This is a genomic window from Serratia sp. YC16 (assembly GCF_009707615.1).
Taxonomy (GTDB): Bacteria; Pseudomonadota; Gammaproteobacteria; order Enterobacterales; family Enterobacteriaceae; genus Serratia; species Serratia surfactantfaciens.
The window spans coordinates 68,279-94,185 of record NZ_WLYN01000006.1; the positions used below are offsets into that span (position 1 = coordinate 68,279).

The window sequence follows — 25,907 nt, forward strand, 5'->3', positions numbered from 1 at the left end:
GCGGCGGGTTCGAAAGGATTGGAACAATGAAAAAAGGTTTAATGCTGCTTTCTCTGCTGGTGGCTTCGGTGGCCGGCACCGCCCATGCCGATGACGCAGCGATCAAAAAAGCGCTCGCCGGTCTGGGCATCCAGCAGGCGGACGTGCAGCCTTCGCCGGTCGCCGGCCTGAAAACGGTGCTGACCGACAGCGGCGTACTGTACGCTTCCGAAGACGGCAAGCACATTCTGCAAGGCCCGCTGTTCGACGTCAGCGGCAAAGAGCCGGTCAACGTGACCAATCAGCTGCTGAGCACCAAGCTGGACGCGCTGAAAGATCAGATGATCGTTTACAAGGCGCCGAAAGAAAAACACGTGATCACCGTGTTCACCGACATCACCTGCGGGTACTGCCACAAGCTGCACCAGCAGATGAAAGAGTACAACGATCTGGGCATCACCGTGCGTTACCTGGCGTTCCCGCGCCAGGGGCTGGCCTCCCAGGCTGAAAAAGACATGAAGTCAATCTGGTGCACCGCCGACAAGGCCAAGGCGTTTGACGCCGCCATGAAGGGCGACGCCATCTCCCCGGCGACCTGCAAAACCGACATCAGCAAGCATTACGAGCTGGGCGTGCAGTTCGGCATTCAGGGCACGCCGGCGATCATCCTGGAAAACGGCATGATGATTCCAGGCTATCAGGGGCCGAAAGAGATGGCCGCCATGCTGGACGCGCACCAGGCCGCTACCAAAGCCGGTGGTTAATCGCCGGTGAGTATCAAAACGCAACTACGCCGCCGTCCGGCGGCGGACGACACGCATCTGCCCGCCAGTTTGCCGCCGTTGCTGCGGCGGCTTTACGCCCTGCGCGGCGTGCAGGCTGAGCAAGAGCTGGAGCGCGGCGTCAAAGGTATGCTGCCCTGGCAACAGCTGGACGGCATCGACGCCGCGGTCAGCCTGCTGCAACAGGCGCTGGCTGACGGCCGCCGCATCATGGTGGTGGGCGATTTCGACGCCGATGGCGCCACCAGCACTGCGCTGACGGTGTTGGCGCTGCGCAGCATGGGCGGCGCTGCCGTCGACTACCTGGTGCCGAACCGCTTCGAAGACGGTTACGGCCTGAGCCCCGAAGTGGTGGAGCAGGCGGCGGCGCGCGGCGCGGAGCTGATCGTCACCGTCGATAACGGCATCTCTTCCCACGCCGGCGTCGACGTGGCGCACGCCAAGGGCATGCAAGTGCTGGTGACCGATCACCACCTGCCGGGCGAGACCCTGCCGGCGGCCGAAGCGATCGTCAATCCCAACCTGCGCGGCTGCGCTTTCCCGTCCAAGTCGTTGGCCGGGGTGGGCGTCGCGTTCTATCTGATGTTGGCGCTGCGCGCCCGCCTGCGGGAGAGCGGCTGGTTCGAGCAGCGCGTCCTGGCGATGCCCAATCTGGCGGAGCTGCTGGATCTGGTGGCGCTGGGCACCGTGGCCGACGTGGTGCCGCTGGACGCCAACAACCGCATTCTGGTGTATCAGGGGTTAAACCGCATCCGCGCTGGCAAATGCCGCCCAGGCATCCGCGCGCTGCTTGAAGTGGCCAACCGCGACGCCCGCCAACTGGCGGCCAACGATCTCGGTTTCGCCCTCGGCCCACGGCTCAACGCCGCCGGCAGGCTGGACGACATGTCGATCGGCGTGGCACTGCTGCTGAGCGACGACATTGCTCAGGCGCGTATGCTGGCCAACGATCTCGATGCGTTGAATCAGACGCGCCGCGAGATCGAGCAGGGCATGCAGGTGGAGGCCTTGCAGCTGTGCGATCAGCTGGAGCGCACCAGCACCGAGCTGCCTTACGGGTTGGCGATGTATCACCCGGAATGGCATCAGGGCGTGGTGGGCATCCTCGCTTCGCGTATCAAAGAGCGTTTCCACCGTCCGGTGATCGCGTTCGCGCCGGCGGGCGACGGCATCCTGAAAGGCTCAGGCCGTTCGGTGCCAGGCCTGCACATGCGCGACGCGCTGGAGCGGCTGGATATGCTGAACCCTGGGCTGATGATGAAGTTCGGCGGCCACGCGATGGCGGCCGGGCTGTCGCTGGAAGAAGCCAAATTCGACGAGTTTCGCCAGCGTTTCGGCGAGCTGGTGGGGGAGTGGCTCGATCCGGCGATGCTGGAAGGGGTTATCTGGTCTGACGGCGAACTGGCGATGCAGGAGCTGTCGCTGACGACGGCGGAGCTGCTGCGCGAGGGCGGCCCGTGGGGCCAGGCGTTCCCGGAACCGACCTTCGACGGCAAGTTCCGCATTCTGCAGCAGCGGTTGGTGGGCGAGAAACACCTGAAGCTGATGGTGGAGCCGCTCGGCGGCGGCCCGCTGCTCGACGGCATCGCTTTCAACGTGGACACCACGCTGTGGCCGGACAGCAGCGTGCGCGAAGTGGAATTGGCCTACAAGCTCGACGTCAATGAGTTTCGCGGCAACCGCAACGTGCAGCTGTTGATCCAGCATCTTTGGCCGCGCTGAGGCGAAATTGCGTTCATGCGCCGGCAAGTGGCCGGTGCATGAACGCACCATCAGTTTCGTGGCGAGATGATCAGGCTGGCGACCCCTTTCTGTTCGATAATTTCCAGCATTCTTAGCGCGGAACCCTGAGGTTTTACCGCGTTGCGTTCCCATTTTTGTACGCTGGTGGTCGACATGTTGACCACGGCCGCCAGATCGGCCTGGCTTAGGCCAAGCCGCTTGCGCAGCATTTTGATGCGTGCACCGTCCATTTGCTCACGCTGTTCACGCTGGGTATTTTGCTCTTGCGCCTGTACGCGCGCATCGATGTTGCGCATCGTATCGTCTGAGACGGCGCCTACCTCATGGAAACGTTGCGCCATTTTTTGCAGCCTGAGCAGGCGATTTTCAGTCATCGCATTTCACCTCTCGCAGGTAACCGCTATCGATGGCTCGTTTGATAATTTCCGGCGGCATGGCAAGAAAGTCTTTGGCGAGTTCACGATAGGTTGCCAATTCATCATCGTTAATTTCTTTTGCACCGCTCTGTTTTACGGTGTTTTTTAGCCATCCATCAACAAAATACTGATGATGTCCGCGTTTAAACGCCACGACCGATCGGGCGCCGCCCCGTTTACCCCGATTGAGCGGAATGCGTTTCTTGTAGACGCCGCCGCCCAGATCGCCGTCATGGTTGCCATGTTCAAGTTCGTGAGCCGCCGTGCAAATCTTTTTATCGACGATGCGATTTTTCTTCATAAATTTGTCGAAATCATCCGTGATGAAAATGTCCATATTGGCAACGCCTGTCCCTGAGAGTCATCGTGGTGACTATAGTCTTAATGGCTACCTTGCTCAATACTTGAACAGCTTAGCGGCGTAGTGGGCATAAGCAATAAAACGCTGACGAAATTCCAGCTCATCCTGCCACCCGCTTTGCTACCCGATCGCCACAAAAACTGACCAACTCGCTATAAACTGCCGCCCGGATCCGTTAGAATTAGCGGTTCCAATGGCATTCCGCCATCGACGACATCAACGTAAAAGAACGAAACCATGTTTGAAATTAATCCGGTAAAAAACCGAATTCAGGACCTGTCCGAGCGGACTGCGGTTCTTAGGGGGTATCTTTGACTATGATGCCAAGAAGGAACGCCTAGAAGAAGTCAACGCCGAGCTGGAGCAGCCGGACGTTTGGAACGAGCCTGAGCGCGCACAGGCGCTCGGCAAAGAGCGCGCCGCGCTGGAAACCATCGTTGAAACCATCGATCAACTGCAGCAGGGCGGCGAAGACGTCAGCGGGCTGCTGGAACTGGCGGTGGAAGCCGACGATGAAGAGACCTTCAACGAAGCGGTCGCCGAGCTGGATCAACTGATCGCCAAGCTTGAGCTGCTGGAATTCCGTCGCATGTTCTCCGGCGAATACGACAGCGCCGACTGCTACCTGGACATCCAGGCCGGTTCCGGCGGCACCGAGGCGCAAGACTGGGCCAGCATGCTGCTGCGCATGTACCTGCGCTGGGCCGAAGCCAAAGGCTTCAAAACCGAAGTGATCGAAGAGTCCGACGGCGACGTCGCGGGCCTGAAATCGGCCACCATCAAGATCATCGGCGACTACGCGTTCGGCTGGTTGCGCACTGAAACCGGCGTGCACCGCCTGGTGCGCAAGAGCCCGTTCGACTCCGGCGGCCGTCGCCACACCTCGTTCAGTTCGGTGTTCATCTACCCGGAAGTGGACGACGATATCGATATCGATATCAACCCGGCGGATCTGCGCATCGACGTGTACCGCGCCTCCGGTGCGGGCGGTCAGCACGTCAACAAAACCGAATCCGCCGTACGTATTACTCACCTGCCAACCAACATCGTGGTGCAGTGCCAGAACGATCGTTCTCAGCATAAGAACAAGGATCAAGCGTTTAAACAGCTGCGAGCCAAGCTGTACGAGTTTGAGATGCAAAAGAAAAATGCTGATAAACAGGCGATGGAAGACAACAAGTCCGACATCGGCTGGGGCAGCCAAATCCGTTCTTACGTGCTGGATGACTCCCGCATCAAGGATTTGCGCACCAACGTCGAAACGCGTAACACGCAGGCCGTACTGGATGGCGACCTGGATAAATTCATTGAGGCAAGTTTGAAAGCCGGGTTATGAGGAATAGAAATGTCTGAACAACAAGTACAGGGCGCCGATCAGGCGCTGGATCTCAATAACGAACTGCAGTCCCGCCGCGAGAAACTGGCCGGCCTGCGCGAGAACGGCATTGCGTTCCCGAACGACTTCCGTCGCGATTCCACCTCCGACAAACTGCACGCCGCGTACGGCGATAAAGACAACGAAGAGCTGGAAGCGCTGGGCGTAGAAGTGACCGTCGCCGGCCGCATGATGACTCGCCGCATTATGGGCAAGGCGTCCTTCGTTACGCTGCAGGACGTGGGCGGCCGCATTCAGCTGTACGTCGCGCGCGACGACCTGGCTGAAGGCGTGTACAACGACCAGTTCAAGAAGTGGGACCTGGGCGATATCCTCGGCGCGCGCGGCAAACTGTTCAAAACCAAGACCGGCGAACTGTCGATCCACTGCACCGAGCTGCGTCTGCTGACCAAAGCGCTGCGCCCGCTGCCGGACAAATTCCACGGCCTGGCGGATCAGGAAACCCGTTACCGTCAACGTTATCTGGATCTGATCGCCAACGAAGAATCGCGCAACACTTTCAAAGTGCGTTCGCAGGTGATGTCTGCTATCCGTAACTTCATGGTGGAACGCGGCTTCATGGAAGTCGAAACCCCGATGATGCAGGTGATCCCGGGCGGCGCGTCCGCGCGTCCGTTCATCACGCACCACAATGCGCTGGATATCGACATGTACCTGCGCATCGCGCCGGAACTGTATCTGAAGCGTCTGGTGGTCGGCGGCTTTGAGCGCGTGTTCGAAATCAACCGCAACTTCCGCAACGAAGGCGTTTCTCCGCGCCATAACCCAGAGTTCACCATGATGGAACTCTACATGGCTTACGCGGATTACAAAGACCTGATCGAACTGACCGAGAGCCTGTTCCGCACCCTGACCGAGAAAGTGCTGGGCACCTCTCAGGTGCAGTACGGCGACGAAGTGTTCGATTTCGGCAAGCCGTTCGAGAAGTTGACCATGACCGAGGCGATCAAGAAATACCGTCCGGAAACCGATCTGGCTGATCTGGCCGACATGGGCAAAGCGGTGGCCATCGCCGAATCCATCGGCATCAAGGTTGAGAAGAGCTGGGGTCTGGGCCGCGTCGTGACCGAGATCTTCGAAGAAGTGGCGGAAAGCCATCTGATTCAGCCGACCTTCATCACCGAGTACCCGGCTGAAGTGTCGCCGCTGGCGCGCCGCAACGACGTTAACCCGGAAATCACCGACCGCTTCGAGTTCTTCATCGGCGGCCGTGAAATCGGCAACGGCTTCTCCGAGCTGAACGACGCCGAAGACCAGGCGCAGCGCTTCGCCGACCAGGTGAACGCCAAAGACGCCGGCGACGACGAAGCGATGTTCTACGACGAAGACTACGTCACCGCGCTGGAGCACGGCCTGCCGCCGACTGCCGGCCTGGGCATCGGTATCGACCGCATGGTGATGCTGTTCACCAACAGCCACACCATCCGCGACGTGATTCTGTTCCCGGCGATGCGCCCGCAGAAGTAATCCCGTTTAGCGTGCAACAACCGGTGCAGGCAGCTGCGCCGGTTTTTTTTCGCCCACGGGACTTAACCGCTTAAAACATCGACAGTTACGCGCCATCTCCGCTTGCCCGCCGCCGATAACCGGTTATAATGCCTGTCGCACACCGATGCGGGTGTAGTTCAATGGTAGAACGGCAGCTTCCCAAGCTGCATACGAGGGTTCGATTCCCTTCACCCGCTCCAAAATCTCCTTATGTATCATTTCATTAAGTTATAACCACTTTCAGAAAAGACGATTTCTCACCGAACCGCATTACCGTTTGGGTATCGAGTTGGCTTGTGATCATCTCACCCCCTGGTCCTGCGTTTTGGCGCGATAAACAACGCGCCACCCAAGCCTGACGCGGGTGTGAGCCGCCGTCGCTGCCCACAGAGCGTTATTGCCGCTTAACTCCACTTCTGTTTAGCCCCTGATGGCAGGCGGTCGTCGGTTTCTCCTCCGGCGCGATCGCACTCTTTCGGCAGCAGGAAGGTGATGGTGCCTGCCAGCAGCAGCGATACGGCCAGCGCGCAAACCGCGACATTCTGCCCATACAGATAAATCATGACGCCCACCAGATAGGGGCCGCAGAACCCACCGAGATTGCCCAGCCCGTTGATCACCCCGCGTGCGCTGCCGGCGACTTCTGCCGACGCAATGCGCCCGGGAATGGACCAGAATGGACTGGTTGCCGCTTTAAGGAAGAAGCCGCATACCACCAGCGCGATATAAGCGGCCACCACATGCTCATGCAGAATTACCGAGGCCACCAGCGCCGCCGCAAAACAGTACAGGGAGATCCTCACCCATAAACGGCGTTTACCGCTGCGATCGCTGAACAGCGAAATCACATAAATCCCCGCCAGAGTGGCAATAAACGGCAGGATCGCCAGCACGCCAACATTAGCCATGCTGCCGCCGGTCAGGTTCTTCAAGATGGTGGGCAGCCACAACGTATAACCATAGTCACCGGTTTGGTAGAAGAAATTCAGCACGACCAGGCGCATCAATCCTTTGTTACGGAACACGGCTTTGAGCGGCGCTTTGGCCGCCGGCGCCATCCCTTCTCGCGCTTTGCGCTCCCGGGCCAGCTCGGTCAATAGGTATTCGCGTTCCTTGGCCGGTAGCCAACGCGCTTCTTCCGGGCGGTCACTGATCACCAGCCACCAAATGGTCAACACCACGATCGACAATAAGCCTTCGATAATGAACAGCCAGCGCCAGTCGAGGGCGGCAATAATCGCGCCGGAAACCGGGGCGGTCAGCATCCCTCCCAATGGCGCAAACATCATGACAAAGGCGTTGGCCCGGCCCAGTTCTTTTTCCGGGAACCAATTGCTTACCATGGTCAGCACCACCGGCAACATCCCACCTTCGGAGACCCCGAGAATAAAACGCAGCGCGAGCAACTGATATTCATGGGTGACAAACCCGGTAGCGATAGAGACAATCGCCCAGGCCACGAGCGACCAGGCAATAAAACGTTTGCCGCTACCGTAAACCGCCAGCCGTCCGCCGGGAATCTGCAGAAATAAATAACCAATAAAAAAGATACCGCTGGCCACGCCAGCCATCTGGCTGGTAATGCCTAAATCCTGTTCCATGCCGCCCGGCAGAGCAAAGCTGATATTAACGCGATCCATAAATGAAATAATGCAGGTGATAAGGATCGGCGCGATAACCCGCAGCCAGCGAGTTCCTGGTATTTTATCGGTCATAGTAACGCCTCGATGATATCCGCCACGATAAGCGGATATTTTGTTAGGCTGAATAAAAATGATGGTTCGCCATTCAGGCGATCATTTTTATTGAATTAAGCCAGGAATATCCTGGTGGGAAAAATAACCAGCCAGATTATCCAAAACGGATTGGCTCATTCCCTGGCGGGTTTCTACGGTAGCGCTGGCCACGTGGGGCTGCAGCAGAACATTCTCGAGAGCCAAGAGCGCCGCCGGTACATGGGGTTCGTTTTCAAATACGTCCAGAGCAGCCCCGGCGATAACATGATTTTGTAACGCCGTTATCAGCGCCGGTTCATCGACCAGGCTGCCGCGGGCGATATTGATAAGCCAGGCGCGATCGGGCATGACGGCAAATACGCTAGCATCAATAATCCCGCGGTTCTCCGCACTGCCAGACGCTGCGATCACCAGAAAATCACTCTGTGCTGCGAGCGCATGCAGATCGGCGCACCACTGATAGTCCAGGCCGCCTTTGCGCTGGCGATCGGTATACTGGACGGTCATATCAAAGCCTTTGGCTCGTCGGGCGATGGCTTGGCCGATGTTCCCCATGCCAAAAATGCCGATGCGTTTGCCGCTCACTTTGGTCGCCAGCGGCGGCTGCGTCGTTTCCCAGCGGCCTTCACGCACAAAGCGGTCCCCTTGGCACAGGCGGCGGCTGGCGGACAGCAGCAGCCCCATCGCAAGATCGGCCACATCATCGGTCAGCACGCCGGCGGTGATCCCGACGCGGATATCACGCTCCCGGGTGTAGTTGAGATCGATAGCGTCTGTGCCCACCCCAAAGACGGCAATCATGCCGGCCTGCGGCAGCTGTTCCAGCGTCTCTCGGGTGACCCCCACATCGCCACGGGTGACCACCGCCCGAACCTCTGCGCCATGGCGAGCCAAAAAGGCCGGAATGTCAGATTGTTCATAGAGACGGAATACCCGGTAACTGGCGTCCAACGCGATCTGTAAAGCGTCCATGACCGGCGCGATAAGTAAAACGGTAGGTTGAGTGTCAGTATGCATGGTTGCGATCCTGTCTGAAAACAAAATGGGATATCCTGTATCAGACGTTTTTTTACCGCTTATTTTTGCGATCTGTATCACGCCAAAGAGTGTTAAAAAACCGTGTTACTGCTGGCGTGATCTGGTGTGCAATTTCATTATTTCTGTCAGTTATTATCAGGGGAAATAAGCACATTATGCCGGTGGCCGGGTCAGTGAAACCTATCAACCCTGTTGGAATCGGTGAATATCCAGCGATTATCTGCTGTGGATCACAGGATAGGTAACGTCGTTTCGTAACATGCCATTAAGTGATTTTTGTCATGTTTTTAAGCAGCTAAAAGCCGTGATATAGGCCGGCGCTTATTCCGTCATGTCAAAGACGATCCCGCAGCGGCTCAGACTGTCGGCGGAAAACCTCCCTCATCCACCACCTGAATAATGGTGCACGAGTGCTATTTCAGATGTCGCACAAGGGCTCGCCCCTCTCGTAAATACGGCTAACGTTTGGCGTTTAAATATTGCGTCGGGTCGAATCCATTTACGACATAAATTACGCCGAGTTATTTTCCGGGTAATTCGTCGCGCGTTTTTATTATGTCATTAATGCACCGTGAGTTTATCGTCGGTGCAAAAAACGGCAACGCCATAACACCTTGATCTTTTAATGCTATTCCTCATTTAGATGCCATTTTTCATTTTGGTTTGCATGCATTCTGATACATATTAAAAAAAACTATACAAAAACATAATTATTTTGGAGTTAACTATGTCGTTGCAAACCGTGCTTACCCGCAGGGAGGCGCTGGCAAAAATGGTGGGCGTAATCGTCACCGCCAGCCTGTTACCTTATTCAAATATTACCTATGCGGAACGGGCTCAGATTGCCGCTTCGCCCATTGAATACGCGCAATTTTTGCAAATTTCGAGGAAAATTACGGCGTTTGACGATCTGGACGTCACGCTCTCCGCCCGCTATTTTTCTGCACTGCGCGAGCATTTTCCGCAGCTGAACCCACAGCTCAACGCCTTGTTCATCCTGAGCCAACAAACCACAGATGCGGAAGCCTTTAACCGAAAGGCGATCGAGCAGGGGCAGAGTGAGCTGATCCAGGCAATTGTGACCGCGTGGTATACCGGAACCGTAGATCCTTCAAACGCCGAACATGGCCAGCTGATCGCCTATAAAGAGGCGCTGATGTACCGCACGGTGCAGGATGCTTTGATTGTGCCGACCTGGTGTAATTTTGGCCCCCTGTGGTGGACCGGCCTGCCGCCGGGCGTTACCCGCCAACCCTCCATTCCCGCAACAGATTTGCCTGCCTTATTTGCCGAAAAAGATAAGGAGCCCGCGTGAAAAGCCCAATCATAAATGCTGCCGGCGATGCTGAAGCCGATGTCGTCATTGTCGGTTCCGGCATCGTGGGCGGCCTGATGGCGGATACTTTGGTGAGCCAGGGATATTCGGTGCTGGTGCTTGAAGCCGGCCCGCGCATTGAGCGCGCTCAGGCGGTGGAAAACTGGCGCAATATGCCGCTGCACAACCGTGCGGGGTCGGACTTCCAGGGACTTTACCCTCAATCGGAGTACGCCACCGCGCCGCTCTATTTCCCGGAAAACGACTATATCAAGCTGACCGGCCCCAATGGATCTGGTTTTAAGCAGGGCTACTTGCGCGTGGTGGGGGGAACCACCTGGCATTGGGCAGCCTCCTGCTGGCGCAATCACCCCAATGACTTTCGCATGAAATCCCTCTACGGCGTAGGGCGAGACTGGCCGATTTCCTACCAGGAAATCGAACCGTGGTACACCAAAGCCGAAGAGGAGATCGGCGTTGCCGGCCCGAACAACCCGGAGTGGCAGTCCCCTGCGGAACGCAGTGGGCCTTACCCGATGGACATGGTGCCCTGGGCCTACGGCGACCGGCGTATCGCGGAGATTGTAAATCCTCACGGTTTTAAATCGGTGCCCATTCCGCAAGGTCGCAGCACTCGGCCCTGGAATGGGCGGCCCACCTGCTGCGGTAACAACAACTGCCAACCGATCTGTCCGATCGGAGCGATGTACAACGGCATTCACCACGTTGAACGGGCCGAACACAAAGGGGCGAAGGTGATCCCCGAAGCGGTGGTGTACAAAATCGACACCGACGACAATAACCGCGTCACTGCCGTCCATTGGTACGACACCACGCACCGCTCTCATCGGGCGATCGGCAAAGCGTTCGTTCTGGCCTGCAATGGGATTGAAAACCCGCGCCTGCTGCTGCTGGCGGCCAACGAAAAGAACCCGAACGGCATCGCGAACAGCTCGGATCAGGTGGGGCGCAACATGATGGACCACTCCGGCCTGCACTGTTCCTTCCTGGCGCGTGAGCCTCTGTGGGTTGGCCGCGGTCCGGCGCAGAGCAGCTGCATGGTGGGGTATCGCGACGGCGCCTTCCGCAGCGACCATTCCGCCAACAAGATCATCATCAATAACATCAATCGGGTGATCCCATCCGCCCTGGAGGTGCTGAAAACGGGCAAGGTCGGCAAGGCGCTGCAGGAGGAAGTGCGCGACCGCGCCAGCCGCTCGGTGGATCTCTCCATCAGCCTGGAACCGCTGCCGGATCCGAATAACCGCCTAACGCTGAGCCCAACCCGCAAAGACAAACATGGCCTGGCTTGCCCGGATATCCACTACGACGTCGGCGACTACGTGCGCAAAGGGCTGGAAGTGGTCAAAACTCAGCTGCGCCAGATCGGCGACTTGTTTGATGCGCAAGAGTTTGTGATTAACGACAAGCTGAATGCCAACAACCACATTATGGGCGGCACGATCATGGGCAGCGATCCCAGCAACTCGGTGGTGGACGGTAACTGCCGCGCTCACGATCATGACAACCTTTGGATCCCGGGCGGAGGCGCGATGGTTTCGGCCAGCGTCGTCAACACCACGTTGACGATGGCGGCGCTTGGGCTTAAGGCGGCCAATGACGTACTGCGCGCCCTGGAGAGCAAATGAATAAAGTAACCCACTCGTTGGCGGCGGCGCTGCTGCTGGGATGCGGCCTCGCGGCGCACGCTCGGGACGGCGATCTGATCGCTAAAGGGCAGGCGCTGGCTATCGCCTCGGACTGCATGGCCTGTCATACGAATGCGCAGCAGCAGGGCAAACCTTTTGCCGGGGGATATGGCATCGCTTCCCCGATGGGCACCATCTACGCCACCAATATTACCCCATCGGTGAAATACGGCATCGGTGGCTATTCCGAAGCTGAGTTTGCCGACGTGCTGCGATCCGGGATCCGCAAAGATGGCTCGCATCTCTACCCGGCAATGCCTTACACCGCCTACACCCGTCTGAGTGATGACGAGATCCATGCGCTGTATACCTACTTTATGCATGGCGTCGCCCCGGTCGATGAACCGGCCGAGCACTACACCGATCTGCCGTTCCCGTTCAATATCCGTCTCTCCATGGCGGTGTGGAATATGCTCTATTTGGACAATCGGCGCTACGTCGCGGATCCGACAAAGGATGACGCATGGAACGAAGGGGCCGCGCTGGTGCAGGGCCCGGCTCACTGCGGAACCTGCCATACGCCGCGTAATGTGCTGATGGCGGAAGACAACTCGCGTTTCCTGATGGGGGCTTCGCTGGGCGCCTGGTACGCGCCAAATATCACCGCCGATCGTCAGGAGGGCATCGGCAGCTGGAGCGAGCAGGAGTTGATGGACTATCTGAAAACCGGCCGGGTGGAAGGGCGCGCGCAAGCGGCGGGGCCGATGGCCGAGGCCGTTGAGCACAGCTTCCAATACCTTACCGACCGGCAGCTGCGGGCGATAGCGATTTACCTGAAGAGCGTGCCTGCGCAGGGCGACGATCGTCAGAGCGCCAGTCTTAGCCTGGCGCACTACAACGTCGAGCGCAACCTGCGCGGCGTGAACTCGCCCAACGCCAACCACACGCTCAATAGTGGCGAGGCGCTTTACAGCGGTTACTGCGCCAGTTGCCATCAGCCGGACGGCAGCGGCAGCCTTAACCAGGCCTACCCATCGCTGTTCAATAACTCCACCACGGCAGCGAGCAACCCGTCAAATTTGATAGCCGTTATTCTGCAGGGGGTCGATCGCCGGGTTGACGGTAAGCATGTGTTGATGCCGAGCTTTGGGGCCGGTTCTTACATCGGCGAGCTGACGGATAAGCAGGTTGCCGATATTGCGAACTTCGTGCTGCAGAAATACGGCAACAGTAGGCTGAGCGTGACCGAGGCCGACGTGGGTGAAGTGCGCGCCGGGGGGCCGAAACCGCTGTTGGCACGCGCGCAGCCGATGATTCTGCCGGGTATGGCCGGCGGCGCGATAGTCGTCATCCTGCTGATACTATTTTGGCTCCGTCGCCGTAAGGCGCGTTAAGGGGAGGGAACGGCCAGGTGGGCGACGCCGCCTGGCTGAAGTTGAACGGCGCAAGGCGGGCTTTTCCGCAGACGAAACCGGCAGGGCAAGCTATATCGTCTCCCCCATCGACAGGCGATAGTGGAGATCGACGTGCTCAATGGTCGGCAGCCCTTTGATTTTCTTTATGATGATCTCTGTCGCCACTTTCCCCATTTCATACCGTGGCGTCAGTACGCTGGCCAGTTTGGGAGTAATGACCTGCCCGATCTCAAGACCGTGAAATCCGGCAATGGCGATTTGCGCGGGGACGCGGATGCCGTTTGCCAGGCACTCCTGCAGCACCCCCACGGCCAGATCGTCATTGGTGCAGAGAATACCGTCCATATCCGGGTACATTTGGCTCGCGAGCGTCATCATGCCTGTCCCGATCGAAATGGAAGAGACCTTATTGGGGGAAATGCGCCCGGTAGGCAAATCCTGGTTCGCCATCGCCTGGCAGTATCCCGCATAGCGCTGTTCATCGCGGATATCAGACATTGAACCAAAATAGATAATGCGCTTTTTACCGCTAGCCAGCAGCATGGTGGTCATGTCATAGCCGGCTTTGACATTGTCAAAACCCACGTTAATTCGATCTGCGTTGCCCGATAGCCCCATAATTTCGGCAACGGGTATCTTCGCCGCCCGCAGGAATTTTTCCGCCCGCAGGCTATGGACCGACTCGGTCAGCAGCAGCCCTTTGATCTTAAAAGCCAGAATGGCGGCAATTTGCTCCTCTTCACGTTTGCTGTTGTAGTCATAATTGACCACCAGCGTCTGATAGCCCTGCACAGACGACACGGATTCAATGCCCGCAAGCACGTCAGCAAAGATCAGATTGTTAAAGGAAGGGACCAGAACGCCGATCAGGGGAGGGCTGTTGGCAGAGAGGGTCGGGTTGTCAGGATCGGCCTGATAGCCGACGTCCTCGATCACGCTGGCAATGCGCGCCGCCGTTTCTGGTTTCACCCTCTCCGGCGTGCGCAGATAGCGACTGACCGTCATTTTGGTGACACCCGCCAGTACAGCTATGTCATTTAACGTAATTCGCTGCGACTTCACCATTGATTCTCATCTGACCCAGACCGTGTTTGTCATTATGCCGACTGCCGAGTCAAAAGAGAATGAGTGCAATGTGCTGTCTCCGGGCGTCGGGCGGCTACCGCAAGATGCGCCGTTCTCGCTATCTTTTCCATGCCATACCGGCATTAATAGGCTCTTTTCCTCGCAGATCATGACGGTTTGCTATCAAGGGAGGAAAAGGCCATTTACCCCTTTGCGGCCCGCCCAATGGGGTGAGCGGGCCGATGCTGCGGTTAACTGAGGATATCTTCGGCGATCGTCTCGAACAGCGTGTCGATCTCGCCCTGGGTGTTGTAGTGCATCATGCCGATGCGCAGCACGCCGCCCTCTTGCAGCCCCAACTGCTGAACCAGGCCCAGCGCATAGAAATGCCCGCTGCCGGCGCAGATATTGTGCTGCCCCAGGCGGCGGGCGATCGCGTCAGGCGTATGACCATCGAAGGTCAGGGCGAAGGTCGGCGTGCGACGTGTGCTGTCCGCCTGGGGATTACCGTAGAGCCGGATGCCGTCGAGCTTCTCCAGCCGTTGCAAAAAGTGGCGGCACAGCGCCTCTTCGTGCCGGTGGTAAGCGGCGAAGCTCTCCTGTAGACGCTGTCTTAACGGCGCGCCGGGCGTGCCCCATTGCGCCAGATAGTCGATCGCCGCCGTGACGCCGGCCAGCGCCTCGAAGCTCTGCGTGCCGGTCTCGAAACGGCCGGGGCCGACGTCGGTGGCCGGTTCGACTTTGTACGGCTGCAGACGCTGCAGCCACTGCGGCGCGATATAGGCCATGCCGACGTGCGGGCCGAAGAACTTGTAGGCGGAACAAACCAGGAAATCACAACCCAACGCCTGTACGTCGATCAGGTTGTGCGGCGCATAGTGTACGGCGTCGACATATACCTGCGCGCCAACCCGATGTGCGGCTTCGACGATGGTTTTGATATCGACGATGCTGCCGGTGACGTTGGAGGCGTAGCTGACCGCCACCAGGCGGGTGTTGGCGTTGATGCGTTCACACACTTTCGCGGCGTCGAGGGAACAGTCGGCGTGCTCCAAGGCTATCTGATGCACCACAGCGCCTTTATCGGCGGCGGCTTGCCGCCAGCTGGAGACATTGGCGTAGTGATCCAGTGCGGTGACGATGACCTCATCGCCGGCCTGCCAGTCACGGCTGATAGTGCGGCTGAGGTGAAAAGTCAGTGTGGTCATGTTCATGCCGAAGACGATGTTGTCGGGTGACGGCGCATTTAACAAGGCGCGCACCGATTCCCGCGCCTGGCCCATCACCTCGCCGGTGACGCGGCTGGAGAAGTAGTGGCCGCCCAGGTTGGCGTTGTATTTCCCCAGGTAGTCCGTCATTTTTTCCAGCACGCCCCGTGAAACCTGCGCACCGCCGGGGCCGTCGAAAAAAATCACCGGCTTGCCGTCGATCTGCTGAGACAGGGCGCTGAACTGGCTTCGGGCGAGCTCGGGTGTAAAGATCATGCTTTCTCTCCCCGGGCGGTGAGGACGAAGAGATCCAGATAGCCTTCTTCTTGCGGGCTCACGGCGTTGATCGGCGTGGCGTTATGCCACAGTTTGCTGTCCGCCAGCAGCACGGCCTCGCCGTCCGCCAGCGCTTTTTTAAAGAAGGGATCGTGATGGCTGTCGTCGTACAGCATGATTTCGCCGCCGACGATGTTGTGCCGGTGAATGGCGATCATGGCGATATGGTCGAAACCGTCCTGGTGAATGCCTTCCGGCGCCACCAGCGTATCTTTCTGGATGGCGACCACGCGCATTTGGTGGATCTCTATCTCAGTGCCTTCCGGCAGCTCGTTATTTTCGGCGAACAGGTTGCACATCTCCGCCATGCCGGCGCTCTGCAGCACGGCGCTGTCGATAGGTTCGAAGCGGCGCACCACGTTGCCCTGGAAGTGGTTGATCTGATCGGACTGCATGAAGGTGCGCGGCCCCACTTCAGCGACGTTGGGGTTGAGATATTTGACGACCGAATAACGGCGCAGGCGATATTTGCCATCGGCGTGTTGCGTGTGGGGCAAGAAGGAAAACGAAGGCATCAGTTGTTGGGTGGCTTGTGGGCTTAGTACAGTCATACTTATTACGTTTTCGTGTTTCTGTAACATAATCACCTCTAATAATAATAATTTCTGATGTTGTAGGGGGTAATTCGATTGAATTGTAGACGACTCTATAACCAACGCAATTTGAGGTTGGCGAGGTGTGATGGCGGTCGTAAAGCTGGGTGAACGCGAAGAGCGGAAGGGGCGTACGAGGAGGGGAGCGACACGGCGCGGCCTATTCCCCGCGCAGCAGATGGCACGGGGTGACTGCATGGTCGAAACGGTCAGAAGGTTTCGAAATAGAGCTCGCGCAACAGCCAGGAAATTTCATTATTGGTGCGGTTCAGGGTATCGATTCTGTGAACCCCTTTCGCTTCGGCGCGCAGATCGAGCAGCAGATTACGAATCTGCTGAAACAGTGGGGTTTGCGGGCTCGGCTTGGCTAACTGCTGTCCGCACAATTTGATACCGGCGTCGCAACCGGTGGCGATGTCCGCCAGGCAGCATGGGCAGACGGTTTGTTGACGCGCCATATTGCGGCATTGCTGCCCGATTACCTGATTGAAGTGGCGCAATTGCAGGCAAACTTCACGTGAGTTCAGCGGGTTGGAATGGGTGGTCATCGGCTTCAGCTCCCTTGTCTTCACCTATATTGGCACTTACCGATGAAGATAACCACGGACAAGCTGCGGGGGTATCGCGTTGTTTTGCCTGGAAACGGCGGAGAAGAGGAGACGAAGTGACGGCCCGCCGGCGGCGGGCCGGTAGGGTCAGGCGCGTTTGAACAGATTCGCCGCCTGGAACAGCGCAAAGGAGCTGACCAGCATCTCGATGCCGACGATCGCCGTCACCAGCGTGACCGACGCCGCCGGGCCTGAACCGATCAGCATCCAGGCGATGATCAAATCGAGTACGCCAATGACGTACTGCAGCCAGTTGCCCTGCAATCCGCGGCGCATATAGCCAGCCGCCAGGCGCGCGATGCCGCCGAGCGCGAACAGCACGGCAAGGTACACCGCCAGCGCCAAAATGCCCGCCAGCGGGCTGGTGATGAACACATAGCCGATAATCAGGTAGGCCACGCCCAGCAAAATGCCGCCGATCATCGGCCAGGTATTCTGCGCCCGATTGGCGATCATGGCGATAATCAGCCCGGCGCCGCTCAACAGCAGCAGGATGCCCACCACGATGCTCAATGCCGCGCCGGAGGCGAAAGGATTAACCAGGCACAGTATGCCGCCGGCCAGCAGCAGGAAGGCGATGATCAGCAGGGTGGTGCGTTGCTTTTTGAGCAGATCTTCGCTCAGGAGGGGCAGATTATTGCGGTCGAGGTTCAACATGACAGTACTCCATTTCGTCGTTGGGTAATAAATCAGTCATCCTTACCTGTTTAGCATAGACCGTCTGGGGGTTTTTGACTGACCCGGCGCAAATGTTACACTGTGCGGCTGACGCGCATCAGAACCGAAACGACGACCGAGGACAGGATTTGAGCACAGGAAGCAAACTGGCAGGGTGGCGCCGCATCGCGGTGTGTCTGACATTGGGGCTGCTGTTGGCCGGGTGTTCGGGTAAAAACACCTACAACCGCGACTACGACAAACTGCCGAAGGGCAGCTACACCGGCAAGTCCTACACCGTCAAACGGGGCGATACGCTGTATTACATCGCTTGGATCACCGACAGCGAAGTCAGCGATCTGGCCAGAATCAACAAGATACGCGCGCCCTATAATCTGGAAGTGGGGCAGAAACTGCGGCTGAGCGGCGGCGCGCCGACCAAAACCGCCGCCACGCGCCGTAAAACCTCTTCTTCTGCCGCGATTGCCAAGCAGACGCCGCCGCCGGGCGCCGCTCGCTGCTGGCGCTGGCCGACCAGCGGCCGGATCGTGCAGGCATACTCCAATTCAGATGGCGGCAACAAGGGCATCGACATTGCCGGCAAACGCGGCCAGCCGATCTACGCTTCCGCCAAAGGCAAAGTGGTGTACGTCGGCAACCAGCTGCGCGGCTATGGCAACCTGATCATGATTAAGCACGGTGAAGACTTTATCACCGCCTATGCGCACAACGACACTACGCTGGTGCGCAACGGCCAGGATGTGAAAGCGGGGCAGAAGATCGGCACTATGGGCAGCACCGGCACCGATTCGGTGTTCCTGCATTTCCAGATTCGCTACCGCGCCACCGCGCTCGATCCGCAGCGTTATCTGCCGCCGCAGGGTTCGTCGCCATCCTGTTAACGCCAATCAGGCTCCTTGCGGAGCCCTAGCCTGTTGACCAGGGAGGTAAAAGCGTGGTTTTTCCTCCCTGGTGGTGAACAGCCGAAAATCAATACATTGATTTTCCTTATTTTTTATAGGTTGTCTTCTGTAAGCCCGGCAACGGCATCAGATTTGCCATTAATTTCAGGCTCCTTGCGGAGCCTGAAATGAGTTATTTCAGCGGCAGATAAAGATCGGTCACCAGTTCATATTCCGCCACCTCGTGCACGAAGTTGTGGTAGTGGAAATAGAGCGGGAAATCGCGCAGTTCCTCGCCGCTGGCCGGCAACCACTCGCGGTACAGATAGTGGGCACTTTCCGAGAGCCCATCCAGCGAGCCGTGATGGCGCAGCACCGCGCAGCGCCCGGCCGGCAGCGTGCCGTTCACCACGCCGAAGGCGTTGTCCTCCGGGATCGGCGTAGTGACTTCGCCGCAAATGAAGAAGTGGAAGTCCTGCGCTTCGGTGATGGCCGGATCGTGCGGCGCGATGCCGTAAGTGCGGTTGCTTCTGACCGGCGACAGGCCGCTGGTTTTGCGCCACTCGATAAAGCGTGCGGCGGTTTCGTTGACCAGCGCGGGTGGGCCGCTATGTTCGATCATCGCCACCGGCGTGGCCGGAAAATCGACAATATCTACCTTCATGGGTTGTTTCCTTTTGTGTTTCGGTTCGGGAAAGCGCTGTTGCCAATCGATCCAGGCCGGCTGTTTGCGAAACTGGCTCGGCGTTTGGCTGAACGCCTGTTTGAAGGCGCGGCTGAAGGACTCCGGGTTCTGAAAACCGGCGTCCAGCGCGATGTCAATCACCGGCTCCAGCGGGTTATACGCCAGGCGGTACGAGGCGCGTTTAAGCCTCATCCACTGGATATAACGCCACACCGAGATGCCACAATACGCGCTAAACTGGCGTTGAAAATGAAAGCGCGAAAAATGGGCCACTTCGCTCAGTTTTTCGACGGTGAGCGCCTCGTCCAGGTGGCGGTCGATATAGTCAAAGACCTGCGCAAAGCGTTTTGCATACGAGTGGGTCATGTGATTGTCTCCTCCATGCCTGAACTTTGCCCGAACCGCCGCCGCGTCTCCTGACGGATGATGCTGAGTTGCCATCGCAGGAAAACGGGATGGCCGCGGCGTTCGCTGCCGGCCAGGCCAAAATCATAACCCCGCGCGGCCGAGCGCCGCGAGCCCGACCGAGAAGATGAATATTACATGATGGATCGTTCCCGTTTGCTGAAATTCCTGCTGCCCTATCTGTGGCCGAAAGACAACCCGCGGCTGCGTTGGTATCTGGTGGTGGCCTTCGTGTTCATGGTGGCGGCCAAGGTCAGCACCACGCTGGTGCCGCTGGCCTACAAAGCGATGGTCGATGCGCTGAGCGGCGAGACGGCGAAAATGCTGGCGGTACCGCTGGGGCTGATCGTCGCCTACGGCGTGGCGCGAGTGGGCGGCGCGCTGTTTGAGGAGCTGCGCAACGTGATGTTTATCCACGTCAGCCAGAACGCCACGCGCCTGTTGGGCGTGCGGGTGTTTCGTCAGCTGCACGCGCTGAGCCTGCGCTTCCATCTGGAACGCCAGACCGGCGGGCTGTCGCTGTCCATTGAGCGCGGCACCCAGGCGGTGTCTACTGTGCTGTCGCGGCTGCTGTTTTCTATCGTGCCGATCCTGTTCGAACTGACGTTGGTCACGGCGATTATGTGGCACATGTTGAACGGCTGGTTCGCGTTGGCGATCTTGGCGACGGTCGGCTGCTACATCCTGTTCACCGTGCTGGCGGTGAGCTGGCGCACCCGCTTTCGCCGCGAGCTCAACAAGGCCAATGCCGACGCCAACAGCAAATCCATCGACAGCCTGCTGAACTATGAAACCGTGAAGTATTTCGGCAATGAAGAGTTCGAGGCCGAGCGTTTCGATCTGTCGCGCAGGCTGTATGAATACGCCGCCATCAAGAACCAATTCAGTTTTACCGCGATTAACCTGGGGCAAACCGCCATTATCTCGATCGGGCTGATCGTGATGATGACGATGGCGGCGCAGGGGATTACGCGGGGGACGATGACGGTCGGCGACTTCGTGCTGGTTAACGCCTACCTGTTGCAGCTGTATCAGCCACTGAACTTCTTTGGTTTCATCTACTCGGAGGTGCGTCAGGCGCTGATCGACATGGAGAACATGTTCGATCTGCTGCAGGAGAAGCGCGAAATCGTCGACAGCCCGGATGCGCAGCCGCTGCGGCTCGATCGCGGCGAAGTGCGGTTCGATGCGGTCAGCTTCGGCTACGACGTGCGTCGGCCGATCCTCAAACAGGTGAGTTTTGCCATACCGGCGGGCCACACGGTGGCGGTGGTCGGCGCCTCCGGCGCGGGCAAGTCCACGTTGTCGCGCCTGCTGTTTCGCTTTTACGACGTGCAGGGCGGCGCCATTACCCTCGATGGCCAGGACATTCGCCAGCTGACCCAGGCCAGCCTGCGGCAGGCGATCGGCATCGTGCCGCAGGATACGGTGCTGTTCAACGATACGCTGCGCTACAACATCGGCTATGGCAAAACCGGCTCCAGCGATGAAGAAATAGAGCGGGCGGCGCGGCTGGCGCATATCCATGATTTTATTGTCGGTCTGCCTGACGGTTACGATACCCGGGTGGGCGAGCGTGGGCTGAAGCTGTCGGGCGGTGAAAAGCAGCGGGTGGCGATCGCGCGCACCATCCTGAAAAATCCGGCCATTCTGGTGTTCGACGAGGCGACCAGCGCACTCGATACCCAAACCGAGCGCGAAATCCAGGGCCACCTGCGCGAGGTGAGCCGCAACCACACTACGCTGGTGATCGCCCATCGGCTCTCCACCGTGGTGGACGCCGATGAGATCATCGTGCTGGAGGCGGGAGAAATCGTCGAGCGCGGGGGGCATGAGGCGCTGCTGGCGGCAAACGGCCGCTATGCTGCGATGTGGCAAACCCAGTACAGCGAAGATCACGAACTGAGCTGACGCCGCCGTTTACTCCGCCGACGGAGCGGCCTGCAGCCGTTGTATCACGTAGTCGCAGGCGATGCGGTAATCCTGCTGCAGATCGGTTTCATCCCCGGCCAGGCTGCCGCGCAGCCAGAGGCCATCGATCATCGCCGCCAGCCCGCGCGCTGCGTCGCGCGCCTGCTGCAGCGGCAGCTCGCGGCGGAACTGGCTGCAAATATTGGAATAGAGCCGCCGATCGTTGGCGCGCTGCAGGCGGCGCAGCACCGGCTGATGCATGCTGGCGGCCCAGAAATCGAGCCAGGCGCGCATGGAAATGGCGTTGGTTTGGCTGGGGTGGAAGTTGCCCTGAATGATGGCGCACAGCTGCGACTGGCTGTCGCTCGCCGCCTGAGCGCGGCACTCGGCCACCGCGTCGCGCAAATCGCGCAGGATCTTGCGCATGGTGGCGCTCAGCAATCCCTCCTTATCGCCAAAATAGTGGCTGACGATGCCGGTCGACAGTCCGGCTTCTTTCGCCACCTGCGACAGGGTGACGCCGGCCAGTCCCACCACGCTGATAGCCTCGAAGGCGGCGTTAATCAGCTGTTCCTTGCGCTGCTCAGGAATGTCTCTGCGGTACATATTTTCCTCAACTGATAGGCCAATCACACTTTGGATTTGATTGATTGAACGGTCAATCAATACTCTATATGCTGCAAAAATGTCAAATAAATGACGATTAAATGTTAAATAAAAGTTGCATTTAAATCGTCAGTCTTTCGCCTCATGGAAGCCTGCCAATGACAATAAAAACTCCTCCATCGCTTGACGAAGAACCTGTCAGATTGAATGCCCCGGTATTTTTCGGCTCTGCAGCGGTGATATTGCTGCTGGGGGCGTTGATTGTGCTGTTTCCCGCCGCCAGCAAACAGTGGCTGAATGTTGCGCAGAACTGGGTGGCCGACGTGTTCGGCTGGTATTACATGTTGTTGATGGTCGCCTGCATGGCGTTCGTGTTCTGGCTGGCGCTGTCGCGCTTTGGCCACATTCGCCTCAGCCAGGATGACGAGCCGCCGCAGTTCAGCTACCCCTCCTGGGTGGCGATGCTGTTTTCGTCGGGCATCGGCATTGCGCTGGTGTATTACGGCGCCTACGAGCCGCTGGATCACTTCCTGTCGCCACCGGAAGGCAGCGGCGGCAGCGTGCAGGCGGCGCGACAGGCGATGGCGCTCACCTTTCTGCACTGGGGGCTGCACGGTTGGGCGCTGTATGCGCTGATCGCCACTGCGCTGGCCTATTTCGCCTATTGCCGCGGTTTGCCGCTGGCGCTGCGTTCCGCACTGTATCCGATCTTCGGCGAGCGCATCCACGGCGGCGTCGGCCATCTGGTGGACAGTTTCGGCATTCTGGTGACGGTCATCTCGATGGTAACCAACCTGGGGATCGGCGCGCTGCTGGTGAACTCGGGGCTGTTTTACCTGTTCGATATCCCGCAAAGCACCGGCGTGCTGTTGGCACTGATCGTGGTGATGATGGTGGTGGCCACGTTGGCGGCGATCACCGGCGTCGAGAAGGGCATTGCCATGCTGTCGAACATCAACGTCGGCTTCCTGTGCCTGCTGCTGCTGTTCGTGTTTCTGGCCGGCCCGGCGCTGAACCTGCTCAACGGCCTGTTGCAGAACGTCGGGGATTATCTGACTTCGCTGGTCAGCCGCAGCTTCGATATGTACCTGTACGGCAAGGCGCGCCAATGGCAGGGCGCCTGGACGCTGTTCTATTGGGCCTGGTGGGTGGCGTGGGCGCCGTTCGTCGGGCTGTTTATCGCGCGCATTTCCAAAGGGCGCACTATCCGCGAACTGATCTTCGGCGTGTTGTTGATCCCGCTGGGGTTCACGCTGGCGTGGCTGTCGATCTTCGGCAATACCGCCATCAGCCTGGTGCTGGAAGGCGGGCAGGCGATCCTGGGGCAGGTGGCGCAAAGCGATCCGCCGATGGCGGTGTTCAAGCTGTTCGAATACCTGCCTTATACCCAGCTGACCGCCGGTTTCGTGGTGGTGATAAGCTTCGTGCTGTTTCTGACGCCGGTCGATTCCGGCACGCTGATGATAGCCAACCTCTCCTGCCAGGGCGGTTCCGCTCACGATGACGCGCCGGCCTGGCTGCGGGTGTTCTGGGCGGCGGTCACCACGCTGGTGTGCGCCGGGCTGTTGTACGCCGGCAGCTTCAGCGCGATGCAGACCGCAGTGGTGCTGTGCGGCCTGCCGTTCTCGGCGGTGATCGTGCTGTATATGCTTAGCCTGCGCAAGGACCTGTGCGGTTACACCATGAAGCCGGCGCTCCCCTGAGGCGGATTATTCGTCCGCGCGCGGCCGGTGATGCACGTACTCGACAATCGTGCCGTCCGGCAGGCGCGCATTGAAACAGGCGCCGGTGGGCACCTCCACCGGGCCGAAGAAGATCTCGGCCCCGGCGGCCAGCAGCCGCCGGTGGTAAGGATAAATGTCATCGACCAGCAGCGTGCCGACGGTGCTGCGGAAAGGGCGCAGCTGCTCTTCCGACCCTTCCAGAATCAGAAACGGCCCCACCGCCGCCAGCACCAGCCGATGCTCGGGAAAGTCGAAACGCATATCCGCTTCCACGCCGTGCAGCTGCTCGTAGAACGCGATGGCACGGTCAATCTCGCCTACGTCGACGTAGACCCGAATCAGCACGCGCGGCTCGCGCCGCGATGAAGAGTCAGCGGTTTTGCGCCAAAAGCCCGCTTCTGTCAGTTTTGCCGTCATTGCTCATTCCTCATGGTGGCTCGTTGCCCCGTCATCATGCCGCCGTTTGGCCGCAGGGATTAGACTGAGTTGTTATGAACTAGCAGCGGCGGAAATAAAAAAGCCCCGGTAACGGGGCAAAGACCCGCTCAGGTCGGAATAGCGGGCTAAAGCGGGCGTCAGGCGCGATGGAATTCCGGCAACACCAGTTGACCGATCTCCTGCATCGTCTCTTCCAGCGGCCGCTGGTTGCGGCGGAAATGCAGGCCGATGTGGTTGACCCCGGCGTCACGCATGGCGCTCAGTTCCTGAATCAATCCATTGCGGCCGCTCTTGATGCCGAAGCGATGGCGCTGAATCGGCGCGTCGGCGTTATCGGTGAGGTCGAGATGAATAAAGCTGACGTAGGGCTTGTCACCGGCTACGTTACGCCAGAGTTTGACTCGCGAAACGTGGTCCGCAGGCGTGCCGGGATACGACAGCCAGCCATCCATATTTTTGCCCACCCACTCGGGCGTTTGTTGCGCCAGCCCGGCGACCAGCAGCGGCGGCGGCGGCGTGGCCGGCAGCAGGCGCAATCCGGGCTGGAGCGCGCTGTCGGCTTCACCTTTGAGAATGCCGACGCTGGTGCGGAAGTTTTCACCGCGCGCGGCGTAATCGGCGCCGAACAGCGGGTACTCCACGGGGCGATCGCCGCTGGCGACGCCGAGCAGCAGACGATCGCCGCTCAGCGTTTGCAGCGTGGAAGCCGCTTTGCGCACCAGCCAAGGCTGGCGCAGCGGCAGCACCACGGCCGCGGTGCCCAGCAGAATATTGCGCGTCAGGCTGGACAGGTAGCCGAGGTAGGTAAAGGTCTCAAACACCTGCGCGGCGTCGCCGAAGTCCGGATCGTACAGCGGCACGTCGCGAACCCAGGCGGCGCGAAAGCCGAGCTCATCGGCCAGCTTGATGCGCGCAGCGTGTTCACTCATGTCCGGCACGCCGAACGGCCGCCCGTCCTGCTGGCGTTTCAGCTGTCCGCTGGTGGACCAATCATTGTCCAACGGCAGCTCAATGCCGATGGAAAGCGGCTCCCGGGTTAGTCTTTCGATGCTCATGTGTCACTCCGTCTCAGGCCTTGCGGCGCGGTGTCGAACGATGGCACGAAGTGTTGCATGGCGATTAATTGAGATAAACAGCCCTAATCGCAATAGATAATTGCTGTTGCGAGCATAATTACCTTGCAGGATACGGCATGATTGCCGTGATTTACGTCACGCTCTGCGCTTTTGCTATTGTCCAGACGGGGTTATATAACCCCGCCGTTGGCCTTTCCCTCGTAAGAGTTAGTTTTTTCTGCGGCCTTAAAATAAAACTAGATGATTCAATAGATAAAAATGGCTCTGAAGCGCGTGCGGGGATCATTCAATGCCGATGAAAAATTAATAAACCTGAAGCGTCATCGATGGGATTATTCGCAAATAACGCGCAAACAGGCTTTTTTTAATCGCAAG

24 protein-coding genes and 1 tRNA gene are annotated in these 25,907 nt (G+C 58.8%); 12 read left to right on the plus strand and 13 right to left on the minus strand.

Annotated features, from left to right (window positions below):
- Positions 1-26: 26 nt before the first annotated feature.
- Both dsbC and recJ read left to right on the plus strand, forming a co-directional pair.
- Positions 27-743, plus strand: coding sequence for a bifunctional protein-disulfide isomerase/oxidoreductase DsbC (gene dsbC / locus GKN89_RS17540; protein WP_019455664.1), 717 nt, complete (start codon positions 27-29; stop codon positions 741-743).
- 6 nt (positions 744-749) lie between these two features.
- Positions 750-2,483 (plus strand): single-stranded-DNA-specific exonuclease RecJ, encoded by a 1,734-nt coding sequence (gene recJ / locus GKN89_RS17545; protein ID WP_019455665.1) that lies wholly within the window; start codon positions 750-752, stop codon positions 2,481-2,483.
- Between the two features lie 50 nt (positions 2,484-2,533).
- Here the strand turns inward: recJ and GKN89_RS17550 are convergent, their stop codons facing one another.
- Both GKN89_RS17550 and GKN89_RS17555 read right to left on the minus strand, forming a co-directional pair.
- Entirely contained in the window at positions 2,534-2,878 is a 345-nt protein-coding gene (locus GKN89_RS17550; RefSeq protein WP_154747451.1) for a DNA-binding transcriptional regulator, read from the minus strand.
- Positions 2,871-3,257: a type II toxin-antitoxin system RelE/ParE family toxin gene (locus tag GKN89_RS17555; protein ID WP_154747452.1), complete on the minus strand. Its 387-nt coding sequence runs from the start codon at positions 3,255-3,257 to the stop codon at positions 2,871-2,873. Before GKN89_RS17555 ends, GKN89_RS17550 begins: the two co-directional genes overlap by 8 nt.
- Positions 3,258-3,518: 261 nt before the next feature.
- On the opposite strand from GKN89_RS17555, the gene prfB reads away from it, so the two are divergent.
- The 3 genes from prfB to GKN89_RS17570 all read left to right on the plus strand — a co-directional run bounded on the left by prfB (position 3,519) and on the right by GKN89_RS17570 (position 6,365).
- Positions 3,519-4,617 (plus strand): peptide chain release factor 2 gene (gene prfB / locus GKN89_RS17560; protein ID WP_100219139.1). Its coding sequence is split into 2 segments (ribosomal slippage): positions 3,519-3,593 and positions 3,595-4,617, totalling 1,098 coding nucleotides; the frame shifts between segments, so codons are not numbered across the junction.
- A 9-nt stretch (positions 4,618-4,626) separates the two neighbouring features.
- On the plus strand, positions 4,627-6,144 hold the full coding sequence (lysS, locus tag GKN89_RS17565) for a lysine--tRNA ligase (protein WP_019455668.1): 1,518 nt from the start codon (positions 4,627-4,629) through the stop codon (positions 6,142-6,144).
- 147 nt (positions 6,145-6,291) lie between these two features.
- Positions 6,292-6,365 (plus strand) — tRNA-Gly (locus tag GKN89_RS17570).
- Between the two features lie 204 nt (positions 6,366-6,569).
- Here GKN89_RS17570 and GKN89_RS17575 read toward each other — a convergent pair.
- Together GKN89_RS17575 and GKN89_RS17580 are read right to left on the minus strand one after the other, a co-directional pair.
- Positions 6,570-7,880, minus strand: coding sequence for an MFS transporter (locus GKN89_RS17575; protein WP_019455669.1), 1,311 nt, complete (start codon positions 7,878-7,880; stop codon positions 6,570-6,572).
- An 87-nt stretch (positions 7,881-7,967) separates the two neighbouring features.
- A complete protein-coding gene (locus GKN89_RS17580; RefSeq protein ID WP_154747453.1) occupies positions 7,968-8,918 on the minus strand; it encodes a 2-hydroxyacid dehydrogenase in 951 nt (316 codons plus the stop codon).
- A 748-nt stretch (positions 8,919-9,666) separates the two neighbouring features.
- Between GKN89_RS17580 and GKN89_RS17585 the strand changes: the two genes are divergently transcribed.
- Genes GKN89_RS17585 through GKN89_RS17595 form a run of 3 tightly spaced genes read left to right on the plus strand, consistent with a single transcriptional unit; the run spans position 9,667 to position 13,297 of the window.
- Entirely contained in the window at positions 9,667-10,254 is a 588-nt protein-coding gene (locus GKN89_RS17585) for a sugar dehydrogenase complex small subunit (protein WP_154747454.1), read from the plus strand.
- Positions 10,251-11,903, plus strand: coding sequence for a GMC family oxidoreductase (locus tag GKN89_RS17590; RefSeq protein WP_370520224.1), 1,653 nt, complete (start codon positions 10,251-10,253; stop codon positions 11,901-11,903). Before GKN89_RS17585 ends, GKN89_RS17590 begins: the two co-directional genes overlap by 4 nt.
- Complete coding sequence (locus GKN89_RS17595) at positions 11,900-13,297, plus strand: cytochrome c (RefSeq protein ID WP_154747455.1); 1,398 nt, start codon at positions 11,900-11,902, stop codon at positions 13,295-13,297. Before GKN89_RS17590 ends, GKN89_RS17595 begins: the two co-directional genes overlap by 4 nt.
- A 90-nt stretch (positions 13,298-13,387) precedes the next feature.
- Here the strand turns inward: GKN89_RS17595 and GKN89_RS17600 are convergent, their stop codons facing one another.
- From GKN89_RS17600 to GKN89_RS17620, 5 genes are all read right to left on the minus strand, one after another.
- Positions 13,388-14,380: a LacI family DNA-binding transcriptional regulator gene (locus GKN89_RS17600; RefSeq protein ID WP_025160221.1), complete on the minus strand. Its 993-nt coding sequence runs from the start codon at positions 14,378-14,380 to the stop codon at positions 13,388-13,390.
- Between the two features lie 254 nt (positions 14,381-14,634).
- A complete protein-coding gene (locus tag GKN89_RS17605; protein WP_154747456.1) occupies positions 14,635-15,867 on the minus strand; it encodes a cysteine desulfurase-like protein in 1,233 nt (410 codons plus the stop codon).
- Complete coding sequence (locus tag GKN89_RS17610) at positions 15,864-16,478, minus strand: 2OG-Fe dioxygenase family protein (protein ID WP_230329007.1); 615 nt, start codon at positions 16,476-16,478, stop codon at positions 15,864-15,866. The genes GKN89_RS17605 and GKN89_RS17610 overlap by 4 nt, the downstream gene beginning before the upstream one ends.
- 251 nt (positions 16,479-16,729) lie before the next feature.
- Positions 16,730-17,068, minus strand: coding sequence for a hypothetical protein (locus GKN89_RS17615; RefSeq protein WP_074056032.1), 339 nt, complete (start codon positions 17,066-17,068; stop codon positions 16,730-16,732).
- 147 nt (positions 17,069-17,215) lie between these two features.
- Positions 17,216-17,785 carry an HdeD family acid-resistance protein gene (locus GKN89_RS17620; protein WP_154747457.1) on the minus strand — a complete coding sequence of 190 codons (570 nt, stop codon included), beginning with the start codon at positions 17,783-17,785 and terminating at the stop codon, positions 17,216-17,218.
- A gap of 149 nt (positions 17,786-17,934) precedes the next feature.
- Here GKN89_RS17620 and actS point away from each other — a divergent pair, with 149 nt between their 5' ends.
- Complete coding sequence (gene actS / locus GKN89_RS17625) at positions 17,935-18,687, plus strand: amidase activator ActS (RefSeq protein ID WP_025160224.1); 753 nt, start codon at positions 17,935-17,937, stop codon at positions 18,685-18,687.
- 193 nt (positions 18,688-18,880) lie between these two features.
- Here the strand turns inward: actS and GKN89_RS17630 are convergent, their stop codons facing one another.
- Positions 18,881-19,738 (minus strand): GyrI-like domain-containing protein, encoded by an 858-nt coding sequence (locus GKN89_RS17630; RefSeq protein WP_154747458.1) that lies wholly within the window; start codon positions 19,736-19,738, stop codon positions 18,881-18,883.
- Positions 19,739-19,918: 180 nt separating this feature from the next.
- Between GKN89_RS17630 and GKN89_RS17635 the strand changes: the two genes are divergently transcribed.
- Positions 19,919-21,688: an ABC transporter ATP-binding protein/permease gene (locus GKN89_RS17635; protein ID WP_074056076.1), complete on the plus strand. Its 1,770-nt coding sequence runs from the start codon at positions 19,919-19,921 to the stop codon at positions 21,686-21,688.
- A gap of 9 nt (positions 21,689-21,697) precedes the next feature.
- On the opposite strand, the gene betI is transcribed toward GKN89_RS17635, so the two are convergent.
- Entirely contained in the window at positions 21,698-22,294 is a 597-nt protein-coding gene (gene betI, locus GKN89_RS17640) for a transcriptional regulator BetI (protein ID WP_063917958.1), read from the minus strand.
- 158 nt (positions 22,295-22,452) lie between these two features.
- On the opposite strand from betI, the gene GKN89_RS17645 reads away from it, so the two are divergent.
- A complete protein-coding gene (locus tag GKN89_RS17645; RefSeq protein ID WP_154747459.1) occupies positions 22,453-23,997 on the plus strand; it encodes a BCCT family transporter in 1,545 nt (514 codons plus the stop codon).
- 6 nt (positions 23,998-24,003) lie between these two features.
- On the opposite strand, the gene GKN89_RS17650 is transcribed toward GKN89_RS17645, so the two are convergent.
- On the minus strand, positions 24,004-24,435 hold the full coding sequence (locus GKN89_RS17650; RefSeq protein WP_154747460.1) for a VOC family protein: 432 nt from the start codon (positions 24,433-24,435) through the stop codon (positions 24,004-24,006).
- 158 nt (positions 24,436-24,593) lie between these two features.
- The gene (locus tag GKN89_RS17655; protein ID WP_004931740.1) at positions 24,594-25,511 is read right to left on the minus strand and encodes a TIGR03571 family LLM class oxidoreductase; all 918 of its coding nucleotides are present in this window, start codon (positions 25,509-25,511) and stop codon (positions 24,594-24,596) included.
- A 137-nt stretch (positions 25,512-25,648) separates the two neighbouring features.
- On the opposite strand from GKN89_RS17655, the gene GKN89_RS17660 reads away from it, so the two are divergent.
- On the plus strand, positions 25,649-25,831 hold the full coding sequence (locus GKN89_RS17660) for a hypothetical protein (protein WP_154747461.1): 183 nt from the start codon (positions 25,649-25,651) through the stop codon (positions 25,829-25,831).
- Positions 25,832-25,907: the final 76 nt, after the last annotated feature.